General features: G+C 45.0%; 25 protein-coding genes. 3 read left to right on the plus strand and 22 right to left on the minus strand.

Annotation, left to right across the window (positions count from 1 at the left end; translation table 11 throughout):
• Positions 1–91 precede the first annotated feature (91 nt).
• The 3 genes from nifU to HFM85_RS04690 are packed head-to-tail and all read right to left on the minus strand — an operon-like array spanning position 92 to position 2,208.
• Entirely contained in the window at positions 92–538 is a 447-nt protein-coding gene (gene nifU, locus HFM85_RS04680) for a Fe-S cluster assembly scaffold protein NifU (protein WP_015526995.1), read from the minus strand.
• A gap of 28 nt (positions 539–566) precedes the next feature.
• Positions 567–1,754, minus strand: coding sequence for a cysteine desulfurase NifS (gene nifS / locus HFM85_RS04685; RefSeq protein WP_173737385.1), 1,188 nt, complete (start codon positions 1,752–1,754; stop codon positions 567–569).
• Positions 1,755–1,779: 25 nt separating this feature from the next.
• The gene (locus tag HFM85_RS04690; RefSeq protein WP_173737386.1) at positions 1,780–2,208 is read right to left on the minus strand and encodes an RrF2 family transcriptional regulator; all 429 of its coding nucleotides are present in this window, start codon (positions 2,206–2,208) and stop codon (positions 1,780–1,782) included.
• A 120-nt stretch (positions 2,209–2,328) separates the two neighbouring features.
• Between HFM85_RS04690 and HFM85_RS04695 the strand changes: the two genes are divergently transcribed.
• The gene (locus HFM85_RS04695) at positions 2,329–3,669 is read left to right on the plus strand and encodes an oligosaccharide flippase family protein (RefSeq protein WP_173737387.1); all 1,341 of its coding nucleotides are present in this window, start codon (positions 2,329–2,331) and stop codon (positions 3,667–3,669) included.
• A gap of 70 nt (positions 3,670–3,739) precedes the next feature.
• Positions 3,740–4,771 (plus strand): 3-deoxy-7-phosphoheptulonate synthase, encoded by a 1,032-nt coding sequence (locus HFM85_RS04700; RefSeq protein ID WP_173737388.1) that lies wholly within the window; start codon positions 3,740–3,742, stop codon positions 4,769–4,771.
• A 195-nt stretch (positions 4,772–4,966) separates the two neighbouring features.
• Here HFM85_RS04700 and xerD read toward each other — a convergent pair whose 3' ends face one another.
• From xerD to uraA, 6 genes are all read right to left on the minus strand, one after another.
• Positions 4,967–5,851 carry a site-specific tyrosine recombinase XerD gene (gene xerD, locus HFM85_RS04705; RefSeq protein WP_173737389.1) on the minus strand — a complete coding sequence of 295 codons (885 nt, stop codon included), beginning with the start codon at positions 5,849–5,851 and terminating at the stop codon, positions 4,967–4,969.
• A gap of 213 nt (positions 5,852–6,064) precedes the next feature.
• Positions 6,065–6,673 (minus strand): stage II sporulation protein M, encoded by a 609-nt coding sequence (locus tag HFM85_RS04710; protein ID WP_173737390.1) that lies wholly within the window; start codon positions 6,671–6,673, stop codon positions 6,065–6,067.
• A 140-nt stretch (positions 6,674–6,813) separates the two neighbouring features.
• Complete coding sequence (rny, locus tag HFM85_RS04715; protein WP_173737391.1) at positions 6,814–8,373, minus strand: ribonuclease Y; 1,560 nt, start codon at positions 8,371–8,373, stop codon at positions 6,814–6,816.
• A 141-nt stretch (positions 8,374–8,514) separates the two neighbouring features.
• Entirely contained in the window at positions 8,515–9,012 is a 498-nt protein-coding gene (locus HFM85_RS04720) for a regulatory protein RecX (RefSeq protein WP_173737392.1), read from the minus strand.
• Positions 9,013–9,015: 3 nt separating this feature from the next.
• Positions 9,016–10,071 (minus strand): recombinase RecA, encoded by a 1,056-nt coding sequence (recA, locus tag HFM85_RS04725; RefSeq protein ID WP_173737393.1) that lies wholly within the window; start codon positions 10,069–10,071, stop codon positions 9,016–9,018.
• Between the two features lie 341 nt (positions 10,072–10,412).
• On the minus strand, positions 10,413–11,663 hold the full coding sequence (gene uraA / locus HFM85_RS04730) for a uracil permease (protein ID WP_173737394.1): 1,251 nt from the start codon (positions 11,661–11,663) through the stop codon (positions 10,413–10,415).
• A 185-nt stretch (positions 11,664–11,848) separates the two neighbouring features.
• Between uraA and pepT the strand changes: the two genes are divergently transcribed.
• On the plus strand, positions 11,849–13,075 hold the full coding sequence (gene pepT, locus HFM85_RS04735) for a peptidase T (protein WP_173737395.1): 1,227 nt from the start codon (positions 11,849–11,851) through the stop codon (positions 13,073–13,075).
• A 119-nt stretch (positions 13,076–13,194) separates the two neighbouring features.
• Here pepT and HFM85_RS04740 read toward each other — a convergent pair whose 3' ends face one another.
• The 13 genes from HFM85_RS04740 to HFM85_RS04800 form a co-directional block, all read right to left on the minus strand.
• Complete coding sequence (locus tag HFM85_RS04740; RefSeq protein WP_173737396.1) at positions 13,195–14,820, minus strand: putative polysaccharide biosynthesis protein; 1,626 nt, start codon at positions 14,818–14,820, stop codon at positions 13,195–13,197.
• 15 nt (positions 14,821–14,835) lie between these two features.
• Complete coding sequence (ung, locus tag HFM85_RS04745) at positions 14,836–15,510, minus strand: uracil-DNA glycosylase (RefSeq protein WP_173737397.1); 675 nt, start codon at positions 15,508–15,510, stop codon at positions 14,836–14,838.
• 20 nt (positions 15,511–15,530) lie between these two features.
• Complete coding sequence (hisF, locus tag HFM85_RS04750; RefSeq protein ID WP_173737398.1) at positions 15,531–16,289, minus strand: imidazole glycerol phosphate synthase subunit HisF; 759 nt, start codon at positions 16,287–16,289, stop codon at positions 15,531–15,533.
• Positions 16,290–16,291: 2 nt separating this feature from the next.
• Entirely contained in the window at positions 16,292–16,924 is a 633-nt protein-coding gene (gene hisH, locus HFM85_RS04755; RefSeq protein WP_173737399.1) for an imidazole glycerol phosphate synthase subunit HisH, read from the minus strand.
• 170 nt (positions 16,925–17,094) lie between these two features.
• Positions 17,095–18,624, minus strand: coding sequence for a sensor histidine kinase (locus HFM85_RS04760; protein WP_173737400.1), 1,530 nt, complete (start codon positions 18,622–18,624; stop codon positions 17,095–17,097).
• Positions 18,621–19,301 carry a response regulator transcription factor gene (locus HFM85_RS04765; protein WP_173737401.1) on the minus strand — a complete coding sequence of 227 codons (681 nt, stop codon included), beginning with the start codon at positions 19,299–19,301 and terminating at the stop codon, positions 18,621–18,623. Before HFM85_RS04765 ends, HFM85_RS04760 begins: the two co-directional genes overlap by 4 nt.
• A gap of 116 nt (positions 19,302–19,417) precedes the next feature.
• Positions 19,418–20,284, minus strand: a complete 867-nt coding sequence (locus HFM85_RS04770) for a phosphatidylserine decarboxylase (protein WP_173737402.1) — start codon at positions 20,282–20,284, stop codon at positions 19,418–19,420.
• Positions 20,281–20,964 carry a CDP-alcohol phosphatidyltransferase family protein gene (locus HFM85_RS04775; RefSeq protein WP_173737403.1) on the minus strand — a complete coding sequence of 228 codons (684 nt, stop codon included), beginning with the start codon at positions 20,962–20,964 and terminating at the stop codon, positions 20,281–20,283. The genes HFM85_RS04770 and HFM85_RS04775 overlap by 4 nt, the downstream gene beginning before the upstream one ends.
• A gap of 96 nt (positions 20,965–21,060) precedes the next feature.
• The gene (locus HFM85_RS04780) at positions 21,061–22,092 is read right to left on the minus strand and encodes a lysylphosphatidylglycerol synthase transmembrane domain-containing protein (RefSeq protein WP_173737425.1); all 1,032 of its coding nucleotides are present in this window, start codon (positions 22,090–22,092) and stop codon (positions 21,061–21,063) included.
• Positions 22,092–22,790, minus strand: coding sequence for a phosphatase PAP2 family protein (locus HFM85_RS04785; protein ID WP_173737404.1), 699 nt, complete (start codon positions 22,788–22,790; stop codon positions 22,092–22,094). The genes HFM85_RS04780 and HFM85_RS04785 overlap by 1 nt, the downstream gene beginning before the upstream one ends.
• A gap of 321 nt (positions 22,791–23,111) precedes the next feature.
• Positions 23,112–23,759 (minus strand): L-rhamnose mutarotase, encoded by a 648-nt coding sequence (locus HFM85_RS04790; protein ID WP_173737405.1) that lies wholly within the window; start codon positions 23,757–23,759, stop codon positions 23,112–23,114.
• 164 nt (positions 23,760–23,923) lie between these two features.
• Positions 23,924–24,847 carry an AEC family transporter gene (locus HFM85_RS04795; protein ID WP_173737406.1) on the minus strand — a complete coding sequence of 308 codons (924 nt, stop codon included), beginning with the start codon at positions 24,845–24,847 and terminating at the stop codon, positions 23,924–23,926.
• A 24-nt stretch (positions 24,848–24,871) separates the two neighbouring features.
• Positions 24,872–26,059 (minus strand): S41 family peptidase, encoded by a 1,188-nt coding sequence (locus HFM85_RS04800; protein ID WP_173737407.1) that lies wholly within the window; start codon positions 26,057–26,059, stop codon positions 24,872–24,874.
• Between the last annotated feature and the right edge of the window lie 22 nt (positions 26,060–26,081).

Here is a 26,081-nt window from a genome sequence, read left to right on the forward strand (position 1 = left end):
TGTCTACTTACCTGTCCTTTCAATGGCTTACGGTTTCCATTCGCGCGAAGCTTGCTCATGCCACGGCTATGATCTTAAAAATATAAGGGAATTAATACTCTTCTTCTGTATCCTCTTCTCCTTCATGGATATCAGACTTCGGTTTGGAAAGACCCTCGATCTTAATGTGATGTTTCTCTGCATAGTCCCAGAGAGCTGCATGAATTGCTTCCTCAGCAAGAAGGGAGCAGTGGATCTTTACTGGCGGAAGTCCGTCCAGTGCCTCCATAACAGCCTTGTTGGTTACTTCCATTGCTTCTTCAATGGTCTTTCCCATTACAAGCTCTGTTGCCATGCTGCTTGTCGCAACTGCTGCGCCGCATCCAAATGTTTTAAATTTGCAGTCTTTGATAATATGAGTTTCGTCATCAATATCAAGGAATATTCTCATAATATCACCGCATTTAGCATTTCCTACAGTACCCACGCCGCTTGCGTTCTCGATTTCACCTACATTACGTGGATGCTGAAAATGATCCATTACTTTTTCACTATACATTATTTTTTCCTCCTGACAAGTGTTTTTATTATTTTTTCTGCTTTTTAATAAAATCTTCATATAATGGAGACATACTTCTTAAGTTTGCAGTAATGTCTTTCAGTTTATCTACTACAAAATCAACATCCTCCATTGTTGTCTCCTCGCTTAATGTCATACGGAGAGATCCGTGTGCGATCTCATGTGGAAGTCCGATAGCCAGCAGAACATGTGACGGATCAAGAGAGCCGGATGTACATGCAGATCCGCTGGATGCACAGATTCCAAAGTTATCAAGCATCAGAAGAAGAGACTCACCCTCGATGAACTGGATACTTACGTTTATGTTGTTTGGAAGACGTTTTACTTTATCTCCATTGAGACGTACGTACGGGATCTCTGTGAGGATCCTGCTGATCATATGATCTCTGATCTCGATTTCTTTTGCAGTACGCTCCTTCATGGACTTGTTTGCACGCTCTGCTGCAAGACCGTAGCCTACGATACCAGGAACGTTCTCTGTACCTGCACGACGTTTTCTCTCCTGTGCTCCGCCGTGTACGAAGGAACGGATCTTAACGCCCTTACGAATATAGAGAAAGCCTATTCCCTTCGGTCCGTTGATCTTATGTCCGCTGGAACTGAGCATATCGATATTGAACTCATCTACATTGATCGGGATCTGTCCGAATGCCTGAACAGCGTCTGTATGGAACAGGATTCCATGCTCACGTGCGATCTGTCCGATCTCTTTCAGCGGCTCAAGAGTACCGATCTCGTTATTGGCTGCCATAACAGAAATCAGGATGGTCTCCGGTGTGATCGCTTTCTGAAGCTCATCCAGGTTGATGAAACCGTTCTCATCAACATCAAGATATGTGATCTTCGCTCCGCGCTCTTTCTCCAGATACTCGCAGGTATGGAGAATGGCATGATGCTCTATTTTTGTTGTGATGATGTGGTTTCCTTTATTCTTGTATGCCTCAAATGTAGCTTTCAGTGCCCAGTTATCAGACTCGGAACCACCTGCTGTAAAATAAATCTCTTCTTTTTTGGCTCCGATCACATCTGCGATCTGCTGTCTTCCTTTTGCGATAGCTGCTTTGCTGTTTGCTGCAAAATCATAAACGGTTGAAGCATTTCCATAAAACTCTGTAAAATACGGCAGCATTGCCTCCACAACTTCCGGTGCGGTCTTTGTGGTAGCCGCATTGTCCAGATATATCATTTTTCCCATTTTCTTTTCCTCCTGTCCAGGATAATTATTTTTCGTGTATTCTCCGGCTTTCTTCGATCAGCTCACTGAGCATCAGTGTATCCACTGCATCTGTGATACTATCGTTGATCCTCTTCCACACTAATTTAGCTACGCAGAGATCGGAACCCTGGCAGCCACCATCGCCTTCTGTTCCCGGACATGACGCAGCTTCCAGGCCGCCCTCCAGGACACGAAGGATATCTCCCACTGAAATCTCTTCTGCCGGTCTTCCAAGGAAATAGCCTCCGGCAGCACCGCGGATACTCTTCACAAGTCCCGCTTTTTTTAAAAGAGCCATCAGCTGTTCCAGATAGCTGACTGATATATTCTGACGGCCTGCAATACTCTGAAGCGAGACCGCTTCTTTTTCACTGTAAAGCCCAAGATCTATAAGGGCCTTGAGTCCGTATTTAGCTCTTGTTGACAGTTTCATCCGCTCACCTCTTTTTTAATTCCCAGTGTTTTCCTCGGATTTCATGTTTACTCTATCAGAAACGTTTGGTTCTGTCAAGACTAACTTTCTCATATACTGAAAAAAAGCTCTGGTATCGCCATGTCAAAAAAAGTATTTCTGAAAGGAACTCTGATTCTTGCCTGTACCGGGCTTATCAGCCGTCTTGCAGGCTTCTTTTATAGAATATTCTTATCTCACACGATTGGTGCCGCAGGCATGGGACTGTATCAGCTGGTGTTGCCGCTACAGGGACTTATGTGCGCCCTTTCCTACGCCGGGATCCAGTCCGCGCTTTCCCGTCTCATCGCTTCCAAGCTTGCTCTTTGCCAGAAAAAAGAGGCACATTTTTCCCTGCTCCTTGGCACCTGCACTGCTGTTTTTCTTTCTTCTGTAACCGGATTATTTGTCTTTCAGAAAGCTGATTTTTTTGCGTCAGCTATACTGAAAGCTCCAAAAACTGCGAATCTTCTCCGCCTGATAAGCTTCACAGTTCCTGTCTGTGCAGTTCATTCCTGCATTGGCAGCTATTATTTTGCCCGGAAAAAAGCTTTTGTACCCGCAGCTACCCAGCTTACAGAACAGGCTGTCCGTATCGGTGCAGCTTATGTCCTGTATCTGATCTTTCTCAGGGAAAACCGCCCTGTAACTGCACTTATTGCTGCAGGCGGCTCCCTGGCCGGTGAAATCGCAGCAACCCTTGCTTCTCTCCTGGCAGTTTCCTTTTATTTCGGAAACCATACTTTTTCCAGGGAGGAAGCCCGCTCCTTGAAAACTTCTGCACTTCTCGAAGAGCTTTTTGAGCTTTCTTTTCCTGTCTCCCTTAACAGGATTCTTCTGACTCTCCTTGGGAGTATTGAAGTGGTGCTGATCCCGCAGATGCTCCTGCGTTCCGGACTTACTGCATCAGATTCTCTGAAGACCTACGGAGTGTTTACAGGAATGGCACTTCCTCTGATCCTTTTTCCATCCACACTTACTGCATCTGCTTCTGTAATGCTTATGCCTTCTGTAGCAGAGCTTGATGCCCTTGGCGATCAGAAACAGATCCTTAAAGTTACAGACCAGTCTTTTCTTGTTTGCATGGTCCTTGGCCTTCTTTGCGGAAGCGGCTTCTTTCTTTTCGGACCTTTTTTCGGTCAGCTGCTTTTTCACAGTAAAACTGCCGGGATCTACATACGGTATATGTCTTTTGTGTGCCCGTTTCTTTATACAAATACTATGCTTGCCAGCATTCTTCACGGACTTGGAAGACCTGGCCGGTGCCTGGTACACAGTGTCTGCGGCATCCTTATCCGGATCTTCTTTGTAGTTTTTATGATCCCGCGTATCGGACTCCGGGGTTATTTTTACGGTATTTTTCTGGGCGAATTGCTCCTGACTCTTCTACACGTGAAAGCGTTAAAATTTCCCTATCGACAATCCGGCAAGAATCGTTTATAATTAATAACCGAATACAACAGTTTACAAATGACTGCTGAATAAAATACGGAATTACGGAGGAATTAATACTATGAGTTTTGAATTCATAAAGAAACTGCCTACTCCTGAGGAAATCCGCAACCAGTACCCGGTAGATGCAGAGATCCAGGCACTTAAGGAGAAACGTGATACAGAGATCCGCGATATTTTCACCGGAAAATCAGATAAATTCCTCGCTATCATCGGACCATGTTCTGCTGATAACGAAGACGCTGTATGTGATTATCTTTTAAGACTTCGTAAAGTACAGGAGAAAATTGAGGATAAAGTTCTCATCATCCCACGAGTTTACACAAATAAACCTCGTACAACAGGTGAAGGATACAAGGGAATGGTTCATCAGCCGGATCCTGAGAAGAAACCGAACCTTCTTGCAGGTCTGATCGCAATCCGTAAGATGCACATGCGTGCTATCCGCGAGAGTGGTTTTACATGTGCAGACGAGATGCTTTACCCGGAGAACTACCGTTACCTTTCTGACCTTCTCTCATACGTTGCTGTAGGTGCACGTTCTGTAGAGGACCAGCAGCACAGATTAACAGTCAGCGGCATGGATGTTCCGGCTGGTATGAAAAACCCGACCAGCGGTGACTACAGCGTTATGCTGAACTCCATCGTGGCTGCCCAGGGCGCACACCGTTTTATTTACAGAAGCTGGGAAGTTGAGACAACAGGCAACCCGCTTGCGCATGCTATCCTTCGTGGTGCTGTAAACAAACATGGCGAAGCTATTCCGAACTACCATTACGAGGATCTTCGTCTCCTCTATGATAAATATCATGCTAAGAATCTTGCCAACCCGGCTGTTATCGTGGATACCAACCACTCCAACTCCAACAAGCAGTACGAGCAGCAGATCCGTATTGCGAGCGAGGTTCTTCACAGCCGCAAGGTAGATCCGGAGCTTCACACTATGGTAAAGGGTCTCATGATCGAGAGCTACATCGAGCCAGGCAACCAGAAGATCGGCGGAAACCATATCTACGGCAAGTCTATTACAGATGCCTGCCTCGGATGGGAGCAGTCCGAACAGCTTCTCTATACAATTGCCGAGAACTGCTAGGCAGATCTGATCTTTATATTCCAGACATAAATTTATCCCGGCAGATTCGTTACGATCATTCGGATCTGTCGGGATTTTTACATTCAATCATATAGTAGAGTCCTGCATGCTGCTTCATCTGCGGTGACTAAAAATTAAGCCAGAAAACGTATCTTCTCAGATATCCGCTTTCTGGCTTAACTTATATATTTAATTTCAGTGGCGCGGATGCGCCTTCATGTACACATCTCTCATCTTCGCCACGCCAAAGTTCAGATACACCTGTGTGGTGGAAATGTCGGAATGTCCAAGCATCTCCTGTACACTCTTTACATCTGCCCCGTTCTGCAGCATATGCGTGGCAAAAGAATGTCTTAACGTATGTGGTGTAATATCATGCTTGATTCCTGCTTCCTCCGCATATCCTTTCAGCACCTTCCAGAATCCCTGCCTGCTCATGGAATTACCTGAGCAGTTCGTAAAAAGAAACTCTGTCTCATTCTCTTTCACAAACTTCTCCCTGGCCTCTCCCAGATATTTTTCCATGGCAGTCTTACATACATTCCCGATAGGAATCACTCTCTCCTTGCCTTCATCACGGCATACCACATACCCAAGGGAAAGATTGATATCCTTCATCTCCAGGCGCAAAAGCTCGCTGACACGCATTCCCGTAGCATAAAGAAGCTCCAGCATGGCACTGTCACGGATTCCCTTGGGAGTTGTTCTGTTAGGCTGCTTCAAAAGCCTGTCCACTTCATCTACAGAAAGGATCTCCGGCATCCGCTTCTCAACCTTGGGCGGCTTCAGTTCCAGGGAAGGATCTTTCTCAATTCTGCCCTCCTGATGGAGATACTGAAACAGCGCACGGATAGAAGCAACATTCCTGGATATGGTAGAAGAAGCAAACTGTCCGCGTTCCATATAACTTAAGTACCCTTCCAGCTCCAGTTCCCCTACATCTTTAATATCATAAATTCCGCGCTCTTCAAAATATGCCGCCATTTTCTTCAGATCTCTCTGATAAGATACCTCTGTATTATGCGATGTTCTTTTTCTGTTATGTAAATATGTAATAAATTCCCGTATCTCTATGTCCATTCCCTTACATCCCGTTTCTAACGCTAATGCTATATTAATTTTATCCCAAATAGTAAATTCTGTATCCTTTTATTACTGAATTATACTGTGAATTTTACATAAAATCAAACGGTTTTTTAGCGCAAAACCGCGCATTTTCAACACTTTCAGCCATTAACCACCAAATATCGCAGATTTTATGGAAACCATCACTAGATGTTGTGGGAAACTTTTTCAAAAAAATTTCAGATTCCTTATAATTTTTTCAACAATCCATGGATTCAGAAAACTCTCTGCCAGAATCCCCCCTGCATAAATCAGAAAAACCGTAATTCCCTTTCTGATATAAGGCACGTTTTTTGCAGGCACCAGGCCGTAATTTTTCCAGATTCTGCAGGACTGCCGGTACACCATTCCTGCCAGGCAAAAATAGGCCGGTACATAGATTATATACTGTGGCAAAAGAAGCCCTGCTCCGGCAAGTCCTCCATAAAGTCCGAATTCCAGAACCGACAATGCAAGCAGAAGTCCTGTTTCCACTCCCAGGATCAACATGTACGCCACAGACAGCGGCACACCAAACACAGTAAAGCCACACAGAAACAGTATAATAAAAAATCCTCCTCTTCGCCTGAGCACTTCCATAAAATATCCGCTGCCGGAAATATCTTTCTCTGCAAAGTTGCGGATCAGGTAAAAAGAAGCCAGGGTCTTCTGTTTCCATTCCATCTTCCAAACTATATTTGGCAGGATCGTCCCTGCAAGAAAGCCGGTAAGAAACAATATTTCCGCTGGAAATCTTCCGGCTGTTTTCCATTTTCGGTTTTCTGTCTTAATCTCCATTCACTCACCCTGTACCAGTTTACGTTCACATCCCAGGTAATATAACTTCCTGTTAATATTTCAGGACGCAAAAAGGCCGGGCAGCTATATAAAAGCTGTCCGGCTTTCTTTATTATCAGTACTCTTATATGATCTGTGGATTATTTCGCGTAATCAACCGCTCTGCTCTCACGGATCACATTGACCTTGATCTGTCCTGGATACTCAAGTTCTGCTTCAATCTGCTTTGCAATGTCTCTTGCAAGGAGAACCATATCTGCATCACTTACATGATCCGGTACGACCATAACACGAATTTCTCTTCCTGCCTGAATAGCAAAAGATTTCTCAACGCCCTTGAACTCATTTGTGATGTCCTCAAGCTGTTTCAGACGATTGGTATATGTTTCCAGTGTCTCTCGTCTTGCACCAGGTCTTGCTGCGGAAATGGCATCAGCAGCCTGTACAATACAAGCGATAAGAGATTCTGGCTCCACATCACCATGGTGGGACGCAACAGTATTGATAACGATCGGGGACTCCTTATATTTCTTGCAGAGATCTACACCGATCTGGATATGTGAGCCCTCAACTTCATGATCAATGGATTTACCAATGTCATGAAGAAGTCCGGCACGTTTCGCCATACGCACATCTACACCTATCTCTCCTGCAAGGATTCCGGAAAGCTGTGCAACTTCAATGGAATGTCTCAGTGCATTCTGACCATAGCTTGAACGGAATTTCATACGTCCAAGAAGTTTCAGAAGCTCCGGATGGATTCCGTGTACACCCACATCCATGGCAGCAGTCTCGCCGTCTTCACGGATCTGCGTTTCCACTTCTTTCTGGGCCTTCTCAACCATCTCTTCAATTCTTGCCGGATGGATACGGCCATCCACAATAAGCTTCTCCAGAGCCACTCTGGCAATCTCTCTTCTGATCGGATCAAATGCAGAGAGGACTACTGCCTCAGGTGTATCGTCAATGATCAGATCCACGCCTGTAAGTGTCTCCAGTGTACGGATATTTCGACCTTCACGACCGATGATCCTTCCCTTCATTTCGTCACTTGGAAGCTGTACCACAGAAATCGTTGTCTCGGAAACATGATCTACTGCACATTTCTGGATGGCATTGACCACATATTCCTTTGCTTTCTTTCCGGCTTCTTCCTTGGCTCTGTTCTCAAGCTCTTTATAGAGTCTTGCAACATCAACCTTTACGTCATCTTCAACAGATTTCAGTAATTCTTCTTTTGCCTGTTCGGAGGTAAGACCTGAAACTCGTTCCAGTTCCCGTACTCCTTTTTCCTCAAGTTCATTTACTCGTTTTTCTTTTTCTTGTAACTCGTTAAATCTCGCTGTACATTCCAGCTCACGCTTCTCCACCGCATTGGCTTTCTTATCAACAGATTCCTCTTTTGATAATACTCGTTTCTCATATCTCTGCAGCTCGTTTCTCCGTTCCTTGGTTTCCCTTTCCAGTTCATTTTTAGTTCGCAGAGATTCTTCCTTTACTTCAAGTAAAGTTTCGCGTTTCTTGGTCTCTGCTGCTTTCAATGCTTCATCAAGAATATTCCTTGCCTTATCCTCTGCTGTACCTACGATTTCCGCATCCTTGCGTACTTTCTTGTCCACAGCAATCTTGCAAGTAACAGGAACTGCAATAAGTAGCGTGACTACCACAGCGACAATAACACCGATAATTGTGCCTGCCACAGGAGCACCTCCTTATTTAGTTTTCATTGTACAAATACAACAATACAAGTTTAGCTGTTTTTCACATTTATGTCAAGTTTTTCTCTTGAAAAAGCCAATTTTGGTTAGCATATGTGAACTGTGGTTTTTTGGTCGCTTAATTCAGTATAACGATCCCGTATCCCGCTTCACCCGTATATTCATTTCTTCCAGAGCATGGGCGATATCTTCATACTTGAACGCTCTTCTGGCAAGATATCCCTGAAGCCTCCGCATCTCCTTCTCATCCAGCTCTGCATTCGGCTTAAATTTCTTCTCTATTGTCTTACGAAGTACTGCACGTTCATCCGGCTCCATAAGCTCTTCCATCTCTTCCCAGGCCTCCAGTGCAGTCTGGCGGTCTACCCCTTTCATCTGAAGTTCTGAGAGGATCTTCTGGCGGCTTTTGGACTCCATGCGGAATGAGATATAGGTTCTGGCATAACGGGCATCATTGATATAGCCGTAGGACTTCACATAGGCAATGGCATCCTCCACTGCCTCCTGTGAAAATTCGGCCTGGCGGAGCTTGTCCGTCAGGCCTTTCTCTGTGCGGTCCATATGTTCCAGAAGTCTCATGGCTTTCTTACGTGCTCTGTTTCTCTCTTCCGGATTCAGCATGGATTACTCTTCTTCCTCTTTATCTGCAGCCTGTGTACCAGCTGCCTCCGCTGTCTCGTCAGACGGATCCAGGTGATAGTGTACACGTACCTTCTTCTCGATCTCATCACGAAGTTCCGGATGCTCTCTCAGGAACATCTTGGCATTCTCTCGTCCCTGTCCGATCTTATCTCCTTCATATGCGTACCATGCGCCGCTCTTGTTGACAATGGAGCACTCTGCTGCAAGATCCAGAATATCTCCCTCTCTGGAAATACCGGTACCGAACATGATGTCGAACTCTGCCTGCTTAAATGGCGGAGCCACCTTGTTCTTCACTACTTTCACACGGGTATGGTTACCAACCATCTCGCCGCCCTGCTTCAGTGTCTCAACACGGCGTACATCCATACGGACAGACGCGTAAAACTTAAGGGCACGTCCGCCTGTTGTTGTCTCCGGATTGCCGAACATAACGCCAACCTTCTCACGAAGCTGGTTGATAAATATAACAACACAGTTTGACTTGCTGATTACTGCTGTCAGCTTACGAAGTGCCTGTGACATCAGACGGGCCTGAAGTCCTACATGGCTGTCTCCCATATCTCCCTCGATCTCAGCCTTCGGTACCAGGGCTGCAACTGAGTCTACGATCACGATATCTACTGCACCGGAACGAACCATAGTCTCTGTGATCTCCAGTGCCTGCTCACCGTTATCCGGCTGCGAAATGTAAAGATTATCAATATCTACGCCGATACTCTTGGCATAAACCGGGTCAAGTGCATGCTCTGCATCGATGAATCCTGCGATTCCGCCTCTCTTCTGCACCTCAGCTACCATATGTAAGGCAACTGTTGTCTTACCACTGGATTCCGGTCCGTAAATCTCCACGATACGTCCCTTAGGAACACCACCCACGCCAAGGGCGATATCAAGGCTCAGACATCCTGTAGGAACTGCCTCCACCTGCATATGGGAACTGGAATCTCCAAGTTTCATAACGGAGCCCTTACCGAACTGCTTCTCAATATTTCCAAGGGCTGCTTCCAGCGCCTTCTGCTTCTCTTCACTGATCATCCTTCGACTCTCCTATTCTTCTCTATTTTATAATTTACGTTTTTTTCGAACCTTTGTTCGTGTTTTCTGTATTACATAGTATTATAAATCGGGCTGATTGTCAATAAGATACTTCAAAATCCCCCTGTTTTTTTGTTGACACCAAAACTCATAATATGACAATCAGGCGGATAAAATCATCCCTTTTCGCCACGCAGCTCTGCAGTCAATCGGATATTCGCAATCCGCTTTCGCTACTTGCTCATAACCGAATAACTGATATGCGGTTATTCAGCAAAAAAGCAGATACAGCGGAGATTTTTTCCGTGTATCTGCTTTTCCCCAAAAATTATAATACTGTCTTACTGATCATTTGTCAGCTTCAGCTTGTCAAGAATATAGAATACAAGGCTCAGGGCCATAGCGACCACACAGGCCAGGACCATACCTGTAAGCTCTACATTTCCAAGCTTCAGGGCAATTCCTGAAAGTCCTGTTACGAACACAACGCTTGTCAGTGTCAGGTTTCTGGATTTACTGTAATCTACCTTGTTGTCAACCAGCATACGAAGTCCGGATGTTCCGATCATTCCGTAAAGAAGGAAAGAAATTCCTCCGATGACCGGTCCCGGAATGGTGCTGATCAGTGCTGCCAGTTTACCAAGGAAAGAACAGCAGATGGAAAGCACCGCCGCGCCGCCGATAACCTGCACGCTGTAAACTTTTGTCACTGCCATAACGCCGATGTTCTCACCGTAAGTAGTTGTCGGTACAGAACCAAGACAGCCGGAAACTGTGGTGGAAAAGAAATCCGCAAACAGTGATCTGTGAAGTCCCGGATCCTTAAGAAGATTTCGTCCAACAATCTTTCCGGTTACGATCTGATGTCCGATATGCTCGGAAGTTACCAGAAGCAGTGCCGGAAAAATGGTCATAACTGCCTCAAAATTAAATTTCGGTGATGTAAAATTCGGAAGTGCGAAAAATGCTGCTTCTTTTACTGCTGTAAAATCAAGAAGCCCGCATGCTCCTGCTGCCACATAGCCCGCGATGATCGCGATCAGAATCGGAATAACCGAAAGAAATCCTCTGAAAAGGATCTGTCCGAATACTGCAACTCCCAGTGTCACCAGAAATACGATCACATTCTTAGGATCTACTTTATCCTCCAGAAGTCCTGCTGTGCTTGCTGCACTTCCTGCAAGTTCCAGTCCGATCAGTGCAACTACCGGTCCCATTGCTGCTGTCGGCAGCACGATATCGATCCAGTCCGTTCCGCACTGACGTACGATAAAAGCAACTGCCATACCGGCAATACCAAGAACTACGAAGCCTCCCAGCGCATATTCATAGCCATATTTGCTGATGACCAGCAGCGCCGGTGACAAAAAGGCAAAACTGGATCCCAGGTAAGCAGGCGCCTTTCCTTTTGTGATAAAAATGAAAAGAAGTGTTCCCACACCGTTCATCAGAAGAACGATGGCCGGACTGATGCCAAAAAGGAACGGTACCAGTACAGATGCTCCAAACATGGCAAACATATGCTGGATACTTAAGGGTATCAGCATTTTGGCAGGTACTTTTTCCTCGACCTGTATGATTCTTTTTTCCACTCTCTAATCCTCCCCGTTTTTTATTATCTCACCGATTATAACATATGTTTTGTCATACCGGGGGATTTTTTGCATAAATATGTGGATACTGTGTGGTATACTGTTAGTATCTCCGGTTAATCAGAGTTTTTTACAGCCAAGGCCACTCTGATTTAACCAAATTTTCCCAGAAAGGATCTATATATATGAAAGCATACGAACGACTTTTATCCTATGTAAAAATACTTACCCCAAGCAATGAAGACAGTACCACAGCCCCGTCTTCCAATTGCCAGTTTAACCTGGCCCGCATTCTTGTTGATGAGCTGAAAAATCTTGGGATCTCTGATGTCTCCCTGGACGAACATTGCTATGTTTACGCCCATATTCCTGCGTCAGAAGGTCTGGACTCCTGCAAAACTCTTGGTTTTATCGCACATATGGACACAGTTTCCGATTTCTGCGATCATCCGGTCACACCTGTCATCACTGAAAATTATGACGGCGGCGAGCTCCCTCTTGGCACAAGTGGCAGAATTCTTTTCCCGGAAATGTTCCCGCATCTTTCTTCTCTGAAAGGCAGAACTCTTATCACCTCAGACGGAACTACGATCCTCGGTGCTGATGATAAAGCCGGAATCGCTGAAATCATCACAGCTCTGGAGCGTATCCTTACGGAAAAAATTCCTCACGGCCCTCTTGCCATTGCCTTTACTCCAGACGAAGAGATCGGCATGGGACCGGCACATTTTGACGTCGGAAAATTCGGTGCAGACTATGCCTACACTCTGGATGGGGATACAGAAGGTGAGATCCAGTACGAAAACTTCAATGCCTGCAGTGCAAAAGTTGTTTTCCAGGGTGTGAACGTTCATCCAGGCTCCTCCAAAAATACCATGGTCAACGCGTCTCTTGTTGCCATGGAGTTTAATTCCATGCTGCCAGCCGCTGATACGCCACGGAACACAGAGGACTATGAAGGATTTTTCCATCTGTGTTCTGTGAAGGGAGATGTTTCCCGGGCAGAGCTTCACTACATTGTCCGCGACCATGATGCAGCATCTTTTGAAGCACGCCAGAATACGCTTACTCATATTGCAAAGATCCTCAACGAAAAATGGGGTGAAGGTACAGTCGCCCTTACCCTCACTCAGCAGTACCGCAATATGAAGGAGATCATCGATACCTGCCCGTGGCTGATCTCCCTTGCAGAGGAAGCCTGCCGGGCCTGCGGCGTCACTCCTCTGATCCTTCCCATCCGCGGCGGTACAGACGGAGCCCGGTTAAGCTTCATGGGGCTGCCATGTCCTAACCTTGGAACAGGCGGACATGCTTATCACGGGCCTTATGAACATATTACCGTGGAGGGGATGGACACTGCAGTGGAAGTTACCCTGCAAATTGTGAAATTATTCGCAGAACGCAGAGATTAAGATAATTTCCTGCTTATTTATGAAAAAAACACCCACAGCTCAGCCAAGGGCGAAGCATCATGTCTCGCCTGACTGTCTGTGGGTGTTTTTGTATACATATATTTATTTTCTTTAAGATCTTAGATGATCTTCATCATTCTCGCCAGTTTCTTCATATATCTTCCGCCAGGCATCATGCCCAGTTCTTCTTCACCCGGCTTGCTTACAAACAGATATACAATAAAATATACACCTGCTGCCAGGATTACAGAAACGCCAAGACAGATCACATTGGAATGGATCAGTGCATACAAACCGTAATATACCACTCCTGCCACGATTCCCATAGGAATGGAAGCCAGGAACGGGATTAAATAAGCACTTCTCCACGGATTCTTATATCCCATGTATTTTTTGATAGAATGGTCATTAAGAAGACACATTACAACTGCATAAACAATCTGTGCGATAACAATGGTATAAACACCAAGGTTGGTAAATACCAGAAGCAGTGCCATTGCGATCACATCTGCTACCAGTGCGATGGCTGCATGGATCATCGGAAGTTTCGGCTTGCCGATACCCTGGAGCACACCGTTGGTAATATTGGAATTACCATTAAGGATAATGGTAATCCCTCCAAGGATCAGAAGCTGTCCGCCCACGCCATTAGTTCCAGGGAATATCAGTCTTGTGATCGGACCTGACAGAACAGCAAGACCTACAGCAGCCGGAATGGAAATCAGCATACTGATCCAGGTAGCTCTGTCTGTCTTCATATTCGCACCTTCAATATCATGCATTGCATAGTGTGCAGAAACCTCCGGGATCATGGAAGTCGGCGCTGTACTTGCCAGAGTCAGCGGGATATTGATCAGTGTCATATAATATCCGTACTCAGAATACAAAGTCTGGATCACATCCTTGACAGCGCCTTTGATATCCATGATTCCGGAATACATGTAGCTGTTGATATATCCGTTTACATTATAGATAAAAGCGCTGAGGATGATCGGCATGATAATGAGCACAATATTGCTCATTACATGACCCATGCTCTCATTTACGGAATGATGGTCATTGGCGATCCTTTTGCGGATGATCCTGCGGTTCACTGCATAGACGATCAGCATAAAGATCAGCGCAGATGCCACACCTGCACCAGTACCCATGGTAGCACCTGCAGCACCCCATCTGTGTACCAGATCCATATCTCCTGTTGCAGAAAAATGCTGAATAAATATATGGGACATCAGAAGTGCAAAGGTTGCCACAAATATCTGCTCAATGATCTGCGAGATTGAAGTCGGCATCATATTGCGGTATGCCTGGAAATATCCGCGGAAAACACCACAGATACCTGACATAAAAATCGTAGGTGCAAGCATCTGTAGTGCCAGACGGGCATTGGCCATACTGTCCGGAACCAGAATTCCCGCACCAAATACGCAGATCAGTGCTACAATGCCGCCTGCAACTGCCGCATAGATCAGTGCACCGTAAAATACTTTCTGTGCATCCTTATATCTGTGAAAAGCGATCTTCTCAGCCATGATCTTGGATACGGCCTGAGGAATACTGAAGGACGCGATCATCAGCAAAATAAAATATACATTCTGCGCAAACTGGAAAAGTGCGAAACTCTGACTTCCCAGTGTTGTTGAAAGCGGACTCTTGTACAGCATTCCGATGATCTTGGAAATCAATGCCGCAATCATCAGAAAAGAGGCGTTTTTCACAAGTGTGTTATCGTTTTTTTTACCCATTTTACTTTCCTTAACTTAAATATTCTCGATCTGCCAGTCAATCGGCTCCTCACCGTTGGCTTTCAGAAATTCATTGGCCTTACTGAAATGTTTGCAACCGAAAAATCCTCTGTACGCAGAAAGAGGACTTGGATGCGGAGCCTCCAGGATCAGATGTCTGGGGTTATGAAGCATGGATGCCTTCATCTGGGCAGGCCTTCCCCAGAGAAGAAATACAATAGGACGGTCTTCCTCATCCAGGATACGGATCGCGGCATCTGTAAACTGTTCCCAGCCGATCCCTCTGTGGGAATTGGCCTGATGGGCCCTTACTGTAAGCACCGTGTTCAGAAGGAGAACACCCTGCTTCGCCCATTTCTCCAGATTGCCGTTATTTGGGATATAACATCCCATATCATCCTCAAGCTCCTTATAGATGTTTACCAGAGATGGCGGTGTTTCCACACCTTTTTTTACAGAAAAACAAAGTCCGTGCGCCTGTCCGTCATTGTGGTACGGATCCTGTCCAAGGATCACCACCTTCACCTTGTGAAGGGGAGTAAAATGAAACGCATTGAACAGATCTTCCGGCGGTGGAAAAATCTTTCTTGTCTTATATTCCGTCATCACGGTTTTATAAAGTTTGGCATAGTAAGGCTGATGAAACTCACCCTTAAGAGCCTCCTGCCAGTCCCCAGCTATCGGAGCCATATCCTTCACCTCTCAACCTTTTATCTTCTCACAGAAATTCCTTTTTCTGCAAGGTAATCCTTCACTTCACGGATCTCAAGTTCTTTGTAATGGAACAGGGATGCTGCAAGTGCTGCATCTGCTCCGCCTTCTGTCAGTGCATCGTAAAAATGTTCCAGCGTTCCTGCTCCGCCGGATGCGATCACAGGAATGGAAACTGCATCTGCAACGGCTCTTGTAAGTGCAATATCATATCCGGCCTTTGTTCCGTCACAGTCCATGCTGGTAAGCAGAATCTCACCTGCACCCAGTTCTTCTGCCTTCTTTGCCCACGCAAGAGCATCGATACCTGTATCCAGTCTTCCGCCATGCTTGTAGATGTTCCAGCCGCCATCTTCTCTTCTCTTGGCATCGATCGCAACTACCACACACTGACTTCCGAATTTCTGTGCTGCCTCGCGGATCAGCTCCGGCCGGTCGATGGCTGCGGAATTTACAGAGATCTTATCTGCACCTTCGCGGAGCAGCTTACGAAAATCATCTACTGTACGGATTCCGCCGCCTACTGTAAACGGGATAAATACATTGGCAGCTACGGCTCTTACCATATCTACCACAGTATCTCTTTCCTCACAGGAAGCTGTGATATCCAGAAAAACAACCTCGTCCGCACCTGCTGCATCGTAGGCTTTGGCAATCTCCACCGGATCTCCGGCATCTTTCAGATCAACAAAATTAACGCCCTTTACTACCCGGCCTTTGTTTACATCCAGGCATGGGATGATTCTTTTTGTAAACATGATTATGCCTCCTCCTTTCCGGTGTTTGCCTCAAGTGCCGCAAAATTCTCAAGGATCTTTAAGCCCCACCGGCTGCTCTTCTCCGGATGGAACTGACAAGCAAATACATTGCCTTTCTCTACAGATGCGTGGATACATGTGCTATACCGGGTTGTCGCTTTTACGATTTCCTCATCCTCCGCCTGTAAATAATAGGAATGTACGAAGTAAACGTATGTGTTTTCCGGAATATCTTTGAATAATCTTCCATTGTTCTGAAAATGCAGGGAGTTCCAGCCCATATGCGGGATCTTAATCCCCGGACTTGGCGGAATGCGTAAAATCTTTCCTTTCAGGATTCCAAGACCTTCCACTCCCGGAGTCTCATCGCTGCTCTCAAAAAGAAGCTGCAGTCCAAGACAGATTCCAAGGAACGGAGTTCCTTTCTCCACGATCTGATGAATTACCGGAACAAGTCCGTAGTTATGAAGGTTCTCCATGGCATCACCAAAACTTCCAACACCTGGAAGGATCACTTTATCTGCGCCAAGAAGTACCTGGGGATCTCTGGAAACAACAGTCTCCTGTCCCAGATACTGAAGTGCTTTTTCCACACTTTTTATGTTGCCTGCGTCGTAATCGATAATTGCTATCATTTGCCGCTTCCTCCTGCTTAATTGTATCTCGGTCGAATTCCTCTCACACGTCGATTTACATTTGTTTAGTATAACTCAAAAACAGGCAGTTGCAAAGACTTTTCTCTGCTGCTGCCCATTTTTCACACTACCGTTCTAAAGTTTCAGATGTCCCGTACGATTTTTTGCTGTTATTTCCGGTCCAGTGTGAACCAGAATTCCACTCCGTTGTCAAAATTCTGCACACCATATTCCTGGTTCATGCTCTCCATGATGGCTTTTACAATGGATAATCCGATACCGCTTCCACCGTATTCTCTTGTTCTGGCCTTGTCTACTTTGTAGAATTTATTCCAGAGATTCGGGATATCAGCCTCAGGGATCGGTGTTCCGTTGTTAAAGACTGTCACTTTCACACGGCTGTCCTCATCAACAAGCTTGATCTCGATCTGTCTGTCACCGTCCAGATGGTTCAGCGCATTGCTGACATAATTAGTGACAACTTCCTCTGTCTTAAATTCATCTGCCCACACATATATCGGCTTCTGTTCGTCAAAGATCACTTTGGCCTTTTTCTGTCCGATCATGATATCCATGGTCTGGAGCACACCCCTGATCAGGGATACAATATCAAACCGCTCCATCACAACAGCATCCTTGCCGGATTCCAGCTGATTCAGTGTGAGGAGATTCTTCACAAGCTTGTTCATCTTGGACGCCTCATCCATGATAACATCACAATAGAACTCTCTGCTCTCCGGATCATCGGAAATGTTTTCCTTAAGACCTTCCGCATATCCCTGGATCAGAGCGATAGGAGTTTTCAGCTCGTGAGATACGTTATCCAGGAATTCTTTTCGCATCTTATCGATCTTGATCTTATCCTCAATATCCCGCTGCAGTTCATTGTTTGCGGATTTCAGCTCACTGATGGTATTCTCAAGTTGAGTGGACATCCTGTTAAAATTATCTCCCAGCATATCGATCTCGTTGCCCACCTTGCTCTCATACCTGGCTTCAAAATCCAAATCTGACATTTTCTTTGACAGCTCGGTAAGCTCACTGATCGGTCTTGTGATCCGTTTGGTCACTACCATGATCATCATTCCGCTTACAATAATGATGGCAAGTCCTACCGCAAAATAGAATTTATTGGAAATATCTGCACTTTCCCGAATGCTCTCAAGCGGTGTCCTTATGATAAAATAATGATCCTCATCCAGCATTCCCCAGCATTCCACATAATCCATTCCTGCAAAACGGTCATGGGACTGCTGGATGGTGTAATCATCACCACGCTTCAGAACGTGACTTTTTCCGCCGTCCTCATCTAGGTCATATACATATCCGAACAGTTTGCTCTGAAGCATTTTTTCATTCTCACCCCAGGAAAGCCAGCTGGTGTTGCTGCTGTCGATCACAACCCAGGAAAGATTATTTCTGGAGCAGGCTCTCTGGATCTCATCAGGAATGCTCCTGGAACTCTCCTCATCCTCGCTGTTCATCAGCTCATTAATGTCCGTACTCTCCAGCGTTGTGCGGAGATCCAGCAGTACATCGATCTTTTTGGACACATAGTACTTCTCAAGAAAAGCTCCGTTTATCACAGTGATCGTCAATATTGATAAAAACAAAAGTCCTATGAAATAAGCCGTGATCTGATGTCTGAGACTGTGTACTTTTTTAGGTTTGTCTTTCTTTTGTTTTTCCGGCTTTTTCATTCTCCTACCTCAAACTTGTATCCCATACCCCAGACTGTCTTGATGTATTCACCTTTATCACCCATCTTGCTTCTCAGCTTCTTAACATGGGTATCAATGGTTCTGGCATCTCCGAAATAATCATAATTCCATACAGAGTTGAGGATCTTTTCCCTTGAAAGGGCAATGCCCTCATTCTCAAGAAAATAAGTAAGAAGTTCAAATTCCTTGAAGCTTAAGTCCATCGGCTTGCCGTCTACCGTTGCCTGATGAGCAGCCTTGTCGATCACAATGCCACCTGCGGAAAGTATCTCGTCCGGATTACTCTGTCCCGTTCTTCGAAGGATTGCCTCCACGCGTGCAACCAGGATCTTCGGACTGAACGGCTTGGAAATATACTCATCTACGCCAAGCTCAAATCCAAGAAGCTCATCTCTCTCATCGCTTCTTGCAGTCAGCATGATGATCGGAACTTTGGAATTTTTACGGATCTCACGGCATACTTCCCAGCCGTCCATTCTCGGCATCATTACATCCAGGATCAGCAAAGCGATGTCCTTCTCTTTGTAAAATATATCCATGGCTTCCTCACCGTCACCGGCTTCCAGAACCTGGAAATTCTTTTTTGCAAGAAAGTCTTTTACCAGTTTTCTCATTCTGCTTTCATCGTCTACTACAAGGATTTTTAATGCTTCCATCTTCGATTCCTCCGTTTCTTTACGTTCATATTTGTAATATATCACAGGTTTGTGATGTGTGTGTGAACGTAATTTCATTTTTTCAAATAATTTCCTGCCAAAAAGAGAACCCTCTGTTAAAAGGATTCTCCCATCTTTTCTCCCATAAGGACTCTTGTCTCGATTCCTTCACCGGAATTTTTCAGGATGTCCTCGTCTGGTTTTACTGTATTTTTCTGTGTGATCAGTACAATGGTAGAGCCGCCGAAAGCAAAGTTGCCTTTTTCTTCCCCGCGAAATACGTAAGGCTTACGCGGACGGTTCTCAATCTTTCCTACCATAAGTGCCCCTACTTCCATCATCAGTACCGTGCGGAAATTCTCGGTTTTCAGAAGTGAAAATTCCCGGCTGTTTTCTTTATAGATAGGATAGGCATCATTAGCAGCCGGATTCACGGTATGAAGGATTCCCGGTATCTTCACACGCCTGGACTCTCTGGCATTGTCCGGGTAAATATATCTGTGGTAATCCTGGACGCAGAGACGAAGCACCCACACATAGCCACCCTGAAATCTTTTTCCCAGGGAAGGGTTCTTAAGAAGTTCCTCCACTGTATATCTGGTATGCTTGACAGAAAATCCTGTCTTTCCGTCAACAGGATAAACACCTGCACGGCAGTCGCACGGGCTGATAAAATGCTTCGGTTCCATATCTATGCTCCGCGCGCCCTCCCTGATCTTCCGCTTAAAAAATTCATTATAAGAAGTGTATTTCTGTTCTTCATAATCCCCCATATCCAGATGGTTCATCCGGATAAAAGGCTTCACTGCTGCTGCCGAGATCCCTGAATCCAGAAGCTTTCCCACTGCAATGGATACGGACGGAGTTACCAGTGGCCGGATCAGTGCACGACCGAAAGCTGATCCGTAAATTTTTTCCAGCAGATTATTCTGGAAGGAATCTTCCTCCACAACATGACCATTTCTGTCTGCTGTCCGTATCATAAGGTCCCACCTCGCTCCAGTGATGTCTTGTAGATATAGCTGAATCTCCACCATCCTTCATTATAAAAAAGGACAAAAAGAACTGCGACTGCAACTACTGCAACCAGAATTACAAGCTCTCTGTTTGTAGGTTTCCGGAATTTGAAATCCAGGATAAACAGAAGTCCCACTGCCAGCATTATAATATGAAGAAGCACCACAAACCATTTATAACCTGGCAGGATCATGGATGCAACAAACAAAAGCGGCAGGATCACAGACATGGATGTGATAGGCAGTCCCTGATAATATTTGCGGTTTTCGCTTGTTTCACTCTGTCTCTTTGCTTCCATCACATTGAAATATGCAAGGCGGATCAGTCCTGCCAGTCCGTAGAACAGAAGGATCGCCACTCCGTAAACATGGTACATTCCAAGTTTAAAGCCAAGTACGATGGGCAGAATACCGAAGCAGACGATATCAGCCAGGGAATCAATCTGGATGCCAAAGCATTTCTCTTCATCTGTCCTGTTCTTCTTTGTTCTGGCAATTTTTCCGTCAAACATATCGCACAGTCCGGAAAAAGCCAGACAGCACACAGCTGTAGCAATCCGGTCTGTCATGGCACAGAATATTCCGATCATGGAAGACACCACACTTATGTAAGTCATTATTACTGTGTAATCATAAAAACCTATCATTCTTTACATACCTCTTTCTCTTTTTCGTAAAGCAGACCTCTGCATTTCTCACTTGTATCTGTATGCGGATCTGTATTTAACATCTCCGGCACTGATTTATGCTTTCTTTTTCTTCTCCTGCCCAATAGTCAGCTGGGCAGCCACTGTAAATATGGCACTGATCAGAAGTTCTCCGTAATATCCAAGCCCTCGGCTCAGTACCATACCCGGCAGCAGCAGCGTACCAAACACAGGCTTGAATATAGTTAAAAATAATGTCTCGCTGATTCCCATTCCTCCCGGGAGAGGCAGCATATCCACAGACACCGAGATCACGGCCTGGAGAAAAAGTATCTCCCAAAATCCGGTTCCGTGAAGTCCGAAGGACTGATATACAAACCAGGTTACTGCAAACAGTGCCATCCGCTGTATAAAAGTGATTCCAATAACTTTAACGATCACCGTAGGATTATTCTTCAGATATGCCGCAGTATCTCTGTAAGTATCCATGGAATCTTCCAATTTTTTCAGCCGACTCCCCTTTTTTTTCATGAGATGCAGCCGCTCCAGAAGCTTCATTCCCTTCACCAGGATTGCTTTTGCAAAAAGCGGATGAAATACCAGAATGGTCATAAAAGTGACACAGAAGATATTAAGCACCAGTCCCAGATAAAACACCGGCAGTATTCCTTCCAGATATTTGTGGAGAAATCCTCTTCCGAAAATTGCGATTCCAATACCGATCACCACAAGCACCAACTTATAGGTAATAGTCACGATCATCAGGATTACCGTTGACACCGGAATGGAAATCTTTTCTTTTTTCATATAGTAGATCTGCATGGGCTGTCCGCCACTGGCGGACGGTGTGATGCAGCTGAAAAAAAATCCTACGGACGAAAACAAAAAGCAGCTTCTTTTTTTCAGATGAATTCCACTGGAACGCATCATGTACCAGATAATAATGGATTCTCCCCAGATAAAAAATGCTACCAGTGTAATTCCCGGAACCAGCCACCGCTTATCTGCCCTGTGTATGGCATCCATCATGGAGGACAGATCTTCTCCGTGAAAAACGCCGTAGATAGTCAGGGCAAAAACTACTGCCAGAAACACTCCGTTAAATATGATCTTTTTTTTGCTTTTCATCATTTGGCACCTTCTGTATAGCTGTTGATCTTCTTCTCAATTTCAGTTCCTATCCGTTCATAAATATGCCAGATCTCTGTTTTCTGTCCCAGCATAAAGCATACCTGAGCCAGGAGCACACCGCCTGCCACGTCCACAAGTACATGCTGCTTGGTAAAAATGGTAGACAGAAAAACCAGCACAGCCAGCACAAGGGATACTCTCTTGTACCATGTCGGAATTCTTTTCTGATCTTTGATCCCCAGAAAACAGAACCAGCTTACCAGGCAGTGGATAGATGGAAACAGATTATCCGCCGCATCAACAGAATAAAGCCACCTGGCCAGCAGATCCCAGATTCCGTTTCCTTCGATCACCGGTCTTGTATTGGTAGTTGGATACGCCAGAAATATGATCAGGCACACACAACGGGATATGAAATCCGCAGTAAAAAAGCGGTAAACCTGTTCCTTCTCCTGTCTTGCCGCAAGAACATAATTTACTGCCCAGAACAGATAGCAGCCAAAATAAACAATTAAAAACTGCGGCAAAAACGGAAGCCGCAGGTCAAGATTACTTTCTATGTTGTGGTGATACCAACTGCCTGCGATCGCCCTTGAACCGGAATATACAAGACAGTTAAATACAAATGAAAAGACAAGGGGAAAAAGCCCGTACGCAGGTATGACCCCTGTTACATATTTCCAAAAATGTTTCATAAATTCGCGCCTCATTATTTTATTAATATCAGGAATAAAACGTATTCTTCTCCTGATGCCATCTGCTAGTCACAGTATAACAGTCGAGGCGTATGGTTTCAACTAAATATGGAAAGTTTAAAAATTATTAAGAATTCAGTTCAGTTATTTTTTCTTTTTTGTTCATACTTTTTTCAGAATGACGTCACAGAATGACCACAAAATATGAGTATATTATTAGATGTGCAAAGGGTACTACCTTTGATAACACTTTTTTCTTTTTCATACTGCCGGGGCTACCTCCAATTAAAGCCCCGGCCTCCTTCCTTTTATTTTCCCATTTTAGTTATGCCATGCAAGACGCACACTTGACGGGTGAACCTCTTTTGTCATCCAATCTACATCGTTGGTGATCCAGTCCATGATCCCGAGCTGGCGTGTTTCCCATGCAACGGTTGCTTCTCTTGCTTCCGGTGTTTCTTCCACTTCCATGGTAGTGTCGATCTCATCATAGCCGAAAATATATCCGCCTGCGCTCCAGATACTGAAGTTGCTGTCCGGACCCGGATCAATTTTATCGCCTCTCTGTGCCACAAGGCCGTCATGACGGGCTTTATATTCTTCCTCACAGCCGTCTTTTAATTTTGTCATGAACATTCTGTGGCGAATCAGCTCCTTGTTTTCTCTCACAACACCAAAATTATGATACATCAGGCGCATATCCTGATCTGGTGTGGAGATCCATGTGAAAGTATTCTGGATTTTCTCTGTGAGAGCTGTTTTCACTTTCTCTTCTTCTGCAGAAATCACTGCTCCGTCTGCATTTTCGTAATATCCGAAGATCAGGTCTGCAGCATTCCAGATGCTGAAATTATTGATTCTGTTGCGGTCAAGATATGCAGTAAGCTCCGGCCAGATTTCACCAAGTTTTTTACGGTAATCATTCATTTTTCCTTCTTTTACTTTCATTGCAAAGGCATGTCGTTCCATTTATGCTATCCTCCTGTTTTGATGATTTTTCTGCTATATTTCCCACTATACTTTCCACAATGAGCAGATATATCCATTCTGCTCTCTCATATAGTCTGATTCTATCACTTTTATCCCGTTTTCACAATTCTGCTGGCAGGATTTCTGTGGATTTCCGGTGATGCTCAGACAAGATACAGCATGACCATCAGCGGCATGGTTATGATACTGACTATGGTGGTCATTACATTAATGGTGCTGGCATAGACCGGTTCCTGATCGTAAAGCTGTGCCAGCTGTACAACCGTTGTTGCAGAGGGTGTGATCACGGCCATCAGACTGATCAGCAGAATAGTTTTTCCTTCTTTTACCATTGAAGCCATTGGCAGATACTTTAAAAGCATTAGTATGACCAACGGAGTGACCACCATCTTCAGGATTGTGATCAGATAGATCCTGGAATGGCTGAAAATGTCTTTCCAGTTTACCTCCGTCATGGTCATTCCCAGCATAATCATACACACAGGACCCAGGGTGGCTGAGATCTGGCTCATGGTATTTCCAAGGATCACAGGCAGTCTGATCTGTGCAAAAAACAGAATAATACCAAGGATGATCGCAATCAGATTGATATTACAGAGGATTTTTTTCCAGTTGATGCCAGCTCTCGCCTCCATCAGTGACTGTCCGTGAGTCCACATCAGAATCATCTGTACACTTAAAAATGCACTGGCATAAATTACCCACTCCTCACCAAGGACTACGATTACAAGTGGGATCACCAGATTTCCTGAATTGGAATAGATGATGGATTCTTTTTCCACCACGCTTAATTTCAGCGGTTTGCCGATGATCCTGACAAATACCAGCAGAAAAATATGGATCAGAACAGCTGCTGCTACTGCCAGAAGGAAACCATTGCGGATGCTTCTGGAATATTCAATCTGGAAAGCGTTGATCATCACACAGGGCATGATAATGTAAATACAGATGACTGAGAGTGTCTTACTGCTTTTTGCATCGATGAGTCCACATTTTACCACCGCATATCCACAGGCCATCATCAGAAAAAATACGATGATCTGCTGTAATAATTGTAAAGTTATCATTTTCTTCTCTCCCCTCTGAACGCATCAGCTCTGTCCGATCTCCTTCAGGGCTGTCTGAAGCTGCGTGTCTTCCTCATGTGTAAGTTCTGTCCAGTCTGCAGAGCCTTCAGAAAGCTCTGCTTCCACATTCGGAGTGATACCTTTTTTATTGATGTCATTTCCTTTTGGTGTGAAATATTTTGCAATGGTGATCTTTACCGCACTGCCATCGGTAAGCGGCTGGATGGTCTGCACCACACCTTTTCCGTAAGTCGTAGTTCCTACGATCGTTCCGATACCATAATCCTTTACTGCTCCCGCAAAAATCTCCGAAGCACTGGCACTGCTTCCGTTTACCAACACGGCAAGAGGCATGTTGAGTTCATTTTTGCCATCGCATTTCTCTTCTTCTTTCTTTCCATTTTTGTCTTCTGTGTAAACGATCAGACCTTCCGGCAAAATCTGACGGAGCACATCGCAGACTGCATTCAGAAGCCCGCCTGGATTATTTCTGAGATCTACTACTAATTTCTTCATTCCTTTATCATGAAGGTCTTCGAATGCTTTTTTGTACTGATTGCTGGTAACTTCTGAAAATTCGGAAATGCGGATGTAGCCTGTCTCGTCATCCAGCATTTCATGAGATACTGTCTGGATCTCCACATCACGGATCTCTACTTTAATATCTGATGTTTCCTTCTGCTCTGCTCTTTGAATGGTGAGGGTGACGGAATCTTTATCACTTTCCCTGATCATGGCTGCAATGTCTGCAGTTTCTTTTTCTGTGACATCTTTACCGTCTACGGCTTTCAGAACGTCTCCTTTTTTCAGCCCCGCCTGTTCTCCGGACCCTCCTTCATAAAGCTGTATGATCTGTGCCCCACCATCCTCGTCTTTCTGAAGAACTGCGCCGATTCCTACATAAGAGCCTTCATTGGATGTGTTCAGTTCCTTATACTGTTCTGCTGTGTAATATACGGAATATGGATCATTCAGGCCACTCATAAGACCTGCATAAAGCCCCTCTCTGAGACTGTCCTCATCTTTTTCATCCAGATATTCCTCATCGATCAGACTCTCCAGATAATTCAGTTTCTGAACAGTCGCAGAATCCGCCAGAGCGGTTCCTTTGGGAAACATAGTCTTCTGATAGCCGCCAAAGCCAGCTCCTGTGACAATTAGAGTTGCTGCTGCACCAACAGCGATTCCTTTTTTGAATTCTTTATTATGCATGTGATTCCTCTTTCTGTATGCC

It is taken from the genome of Blautia schinkii (genome assembly GCF_013304825.1).
GTDB lineage: Bacteria > Bacillota > Clostridia > Lachnospirales > Lachnospiraceae > Blautia_A > Blautia_A schinkii_B.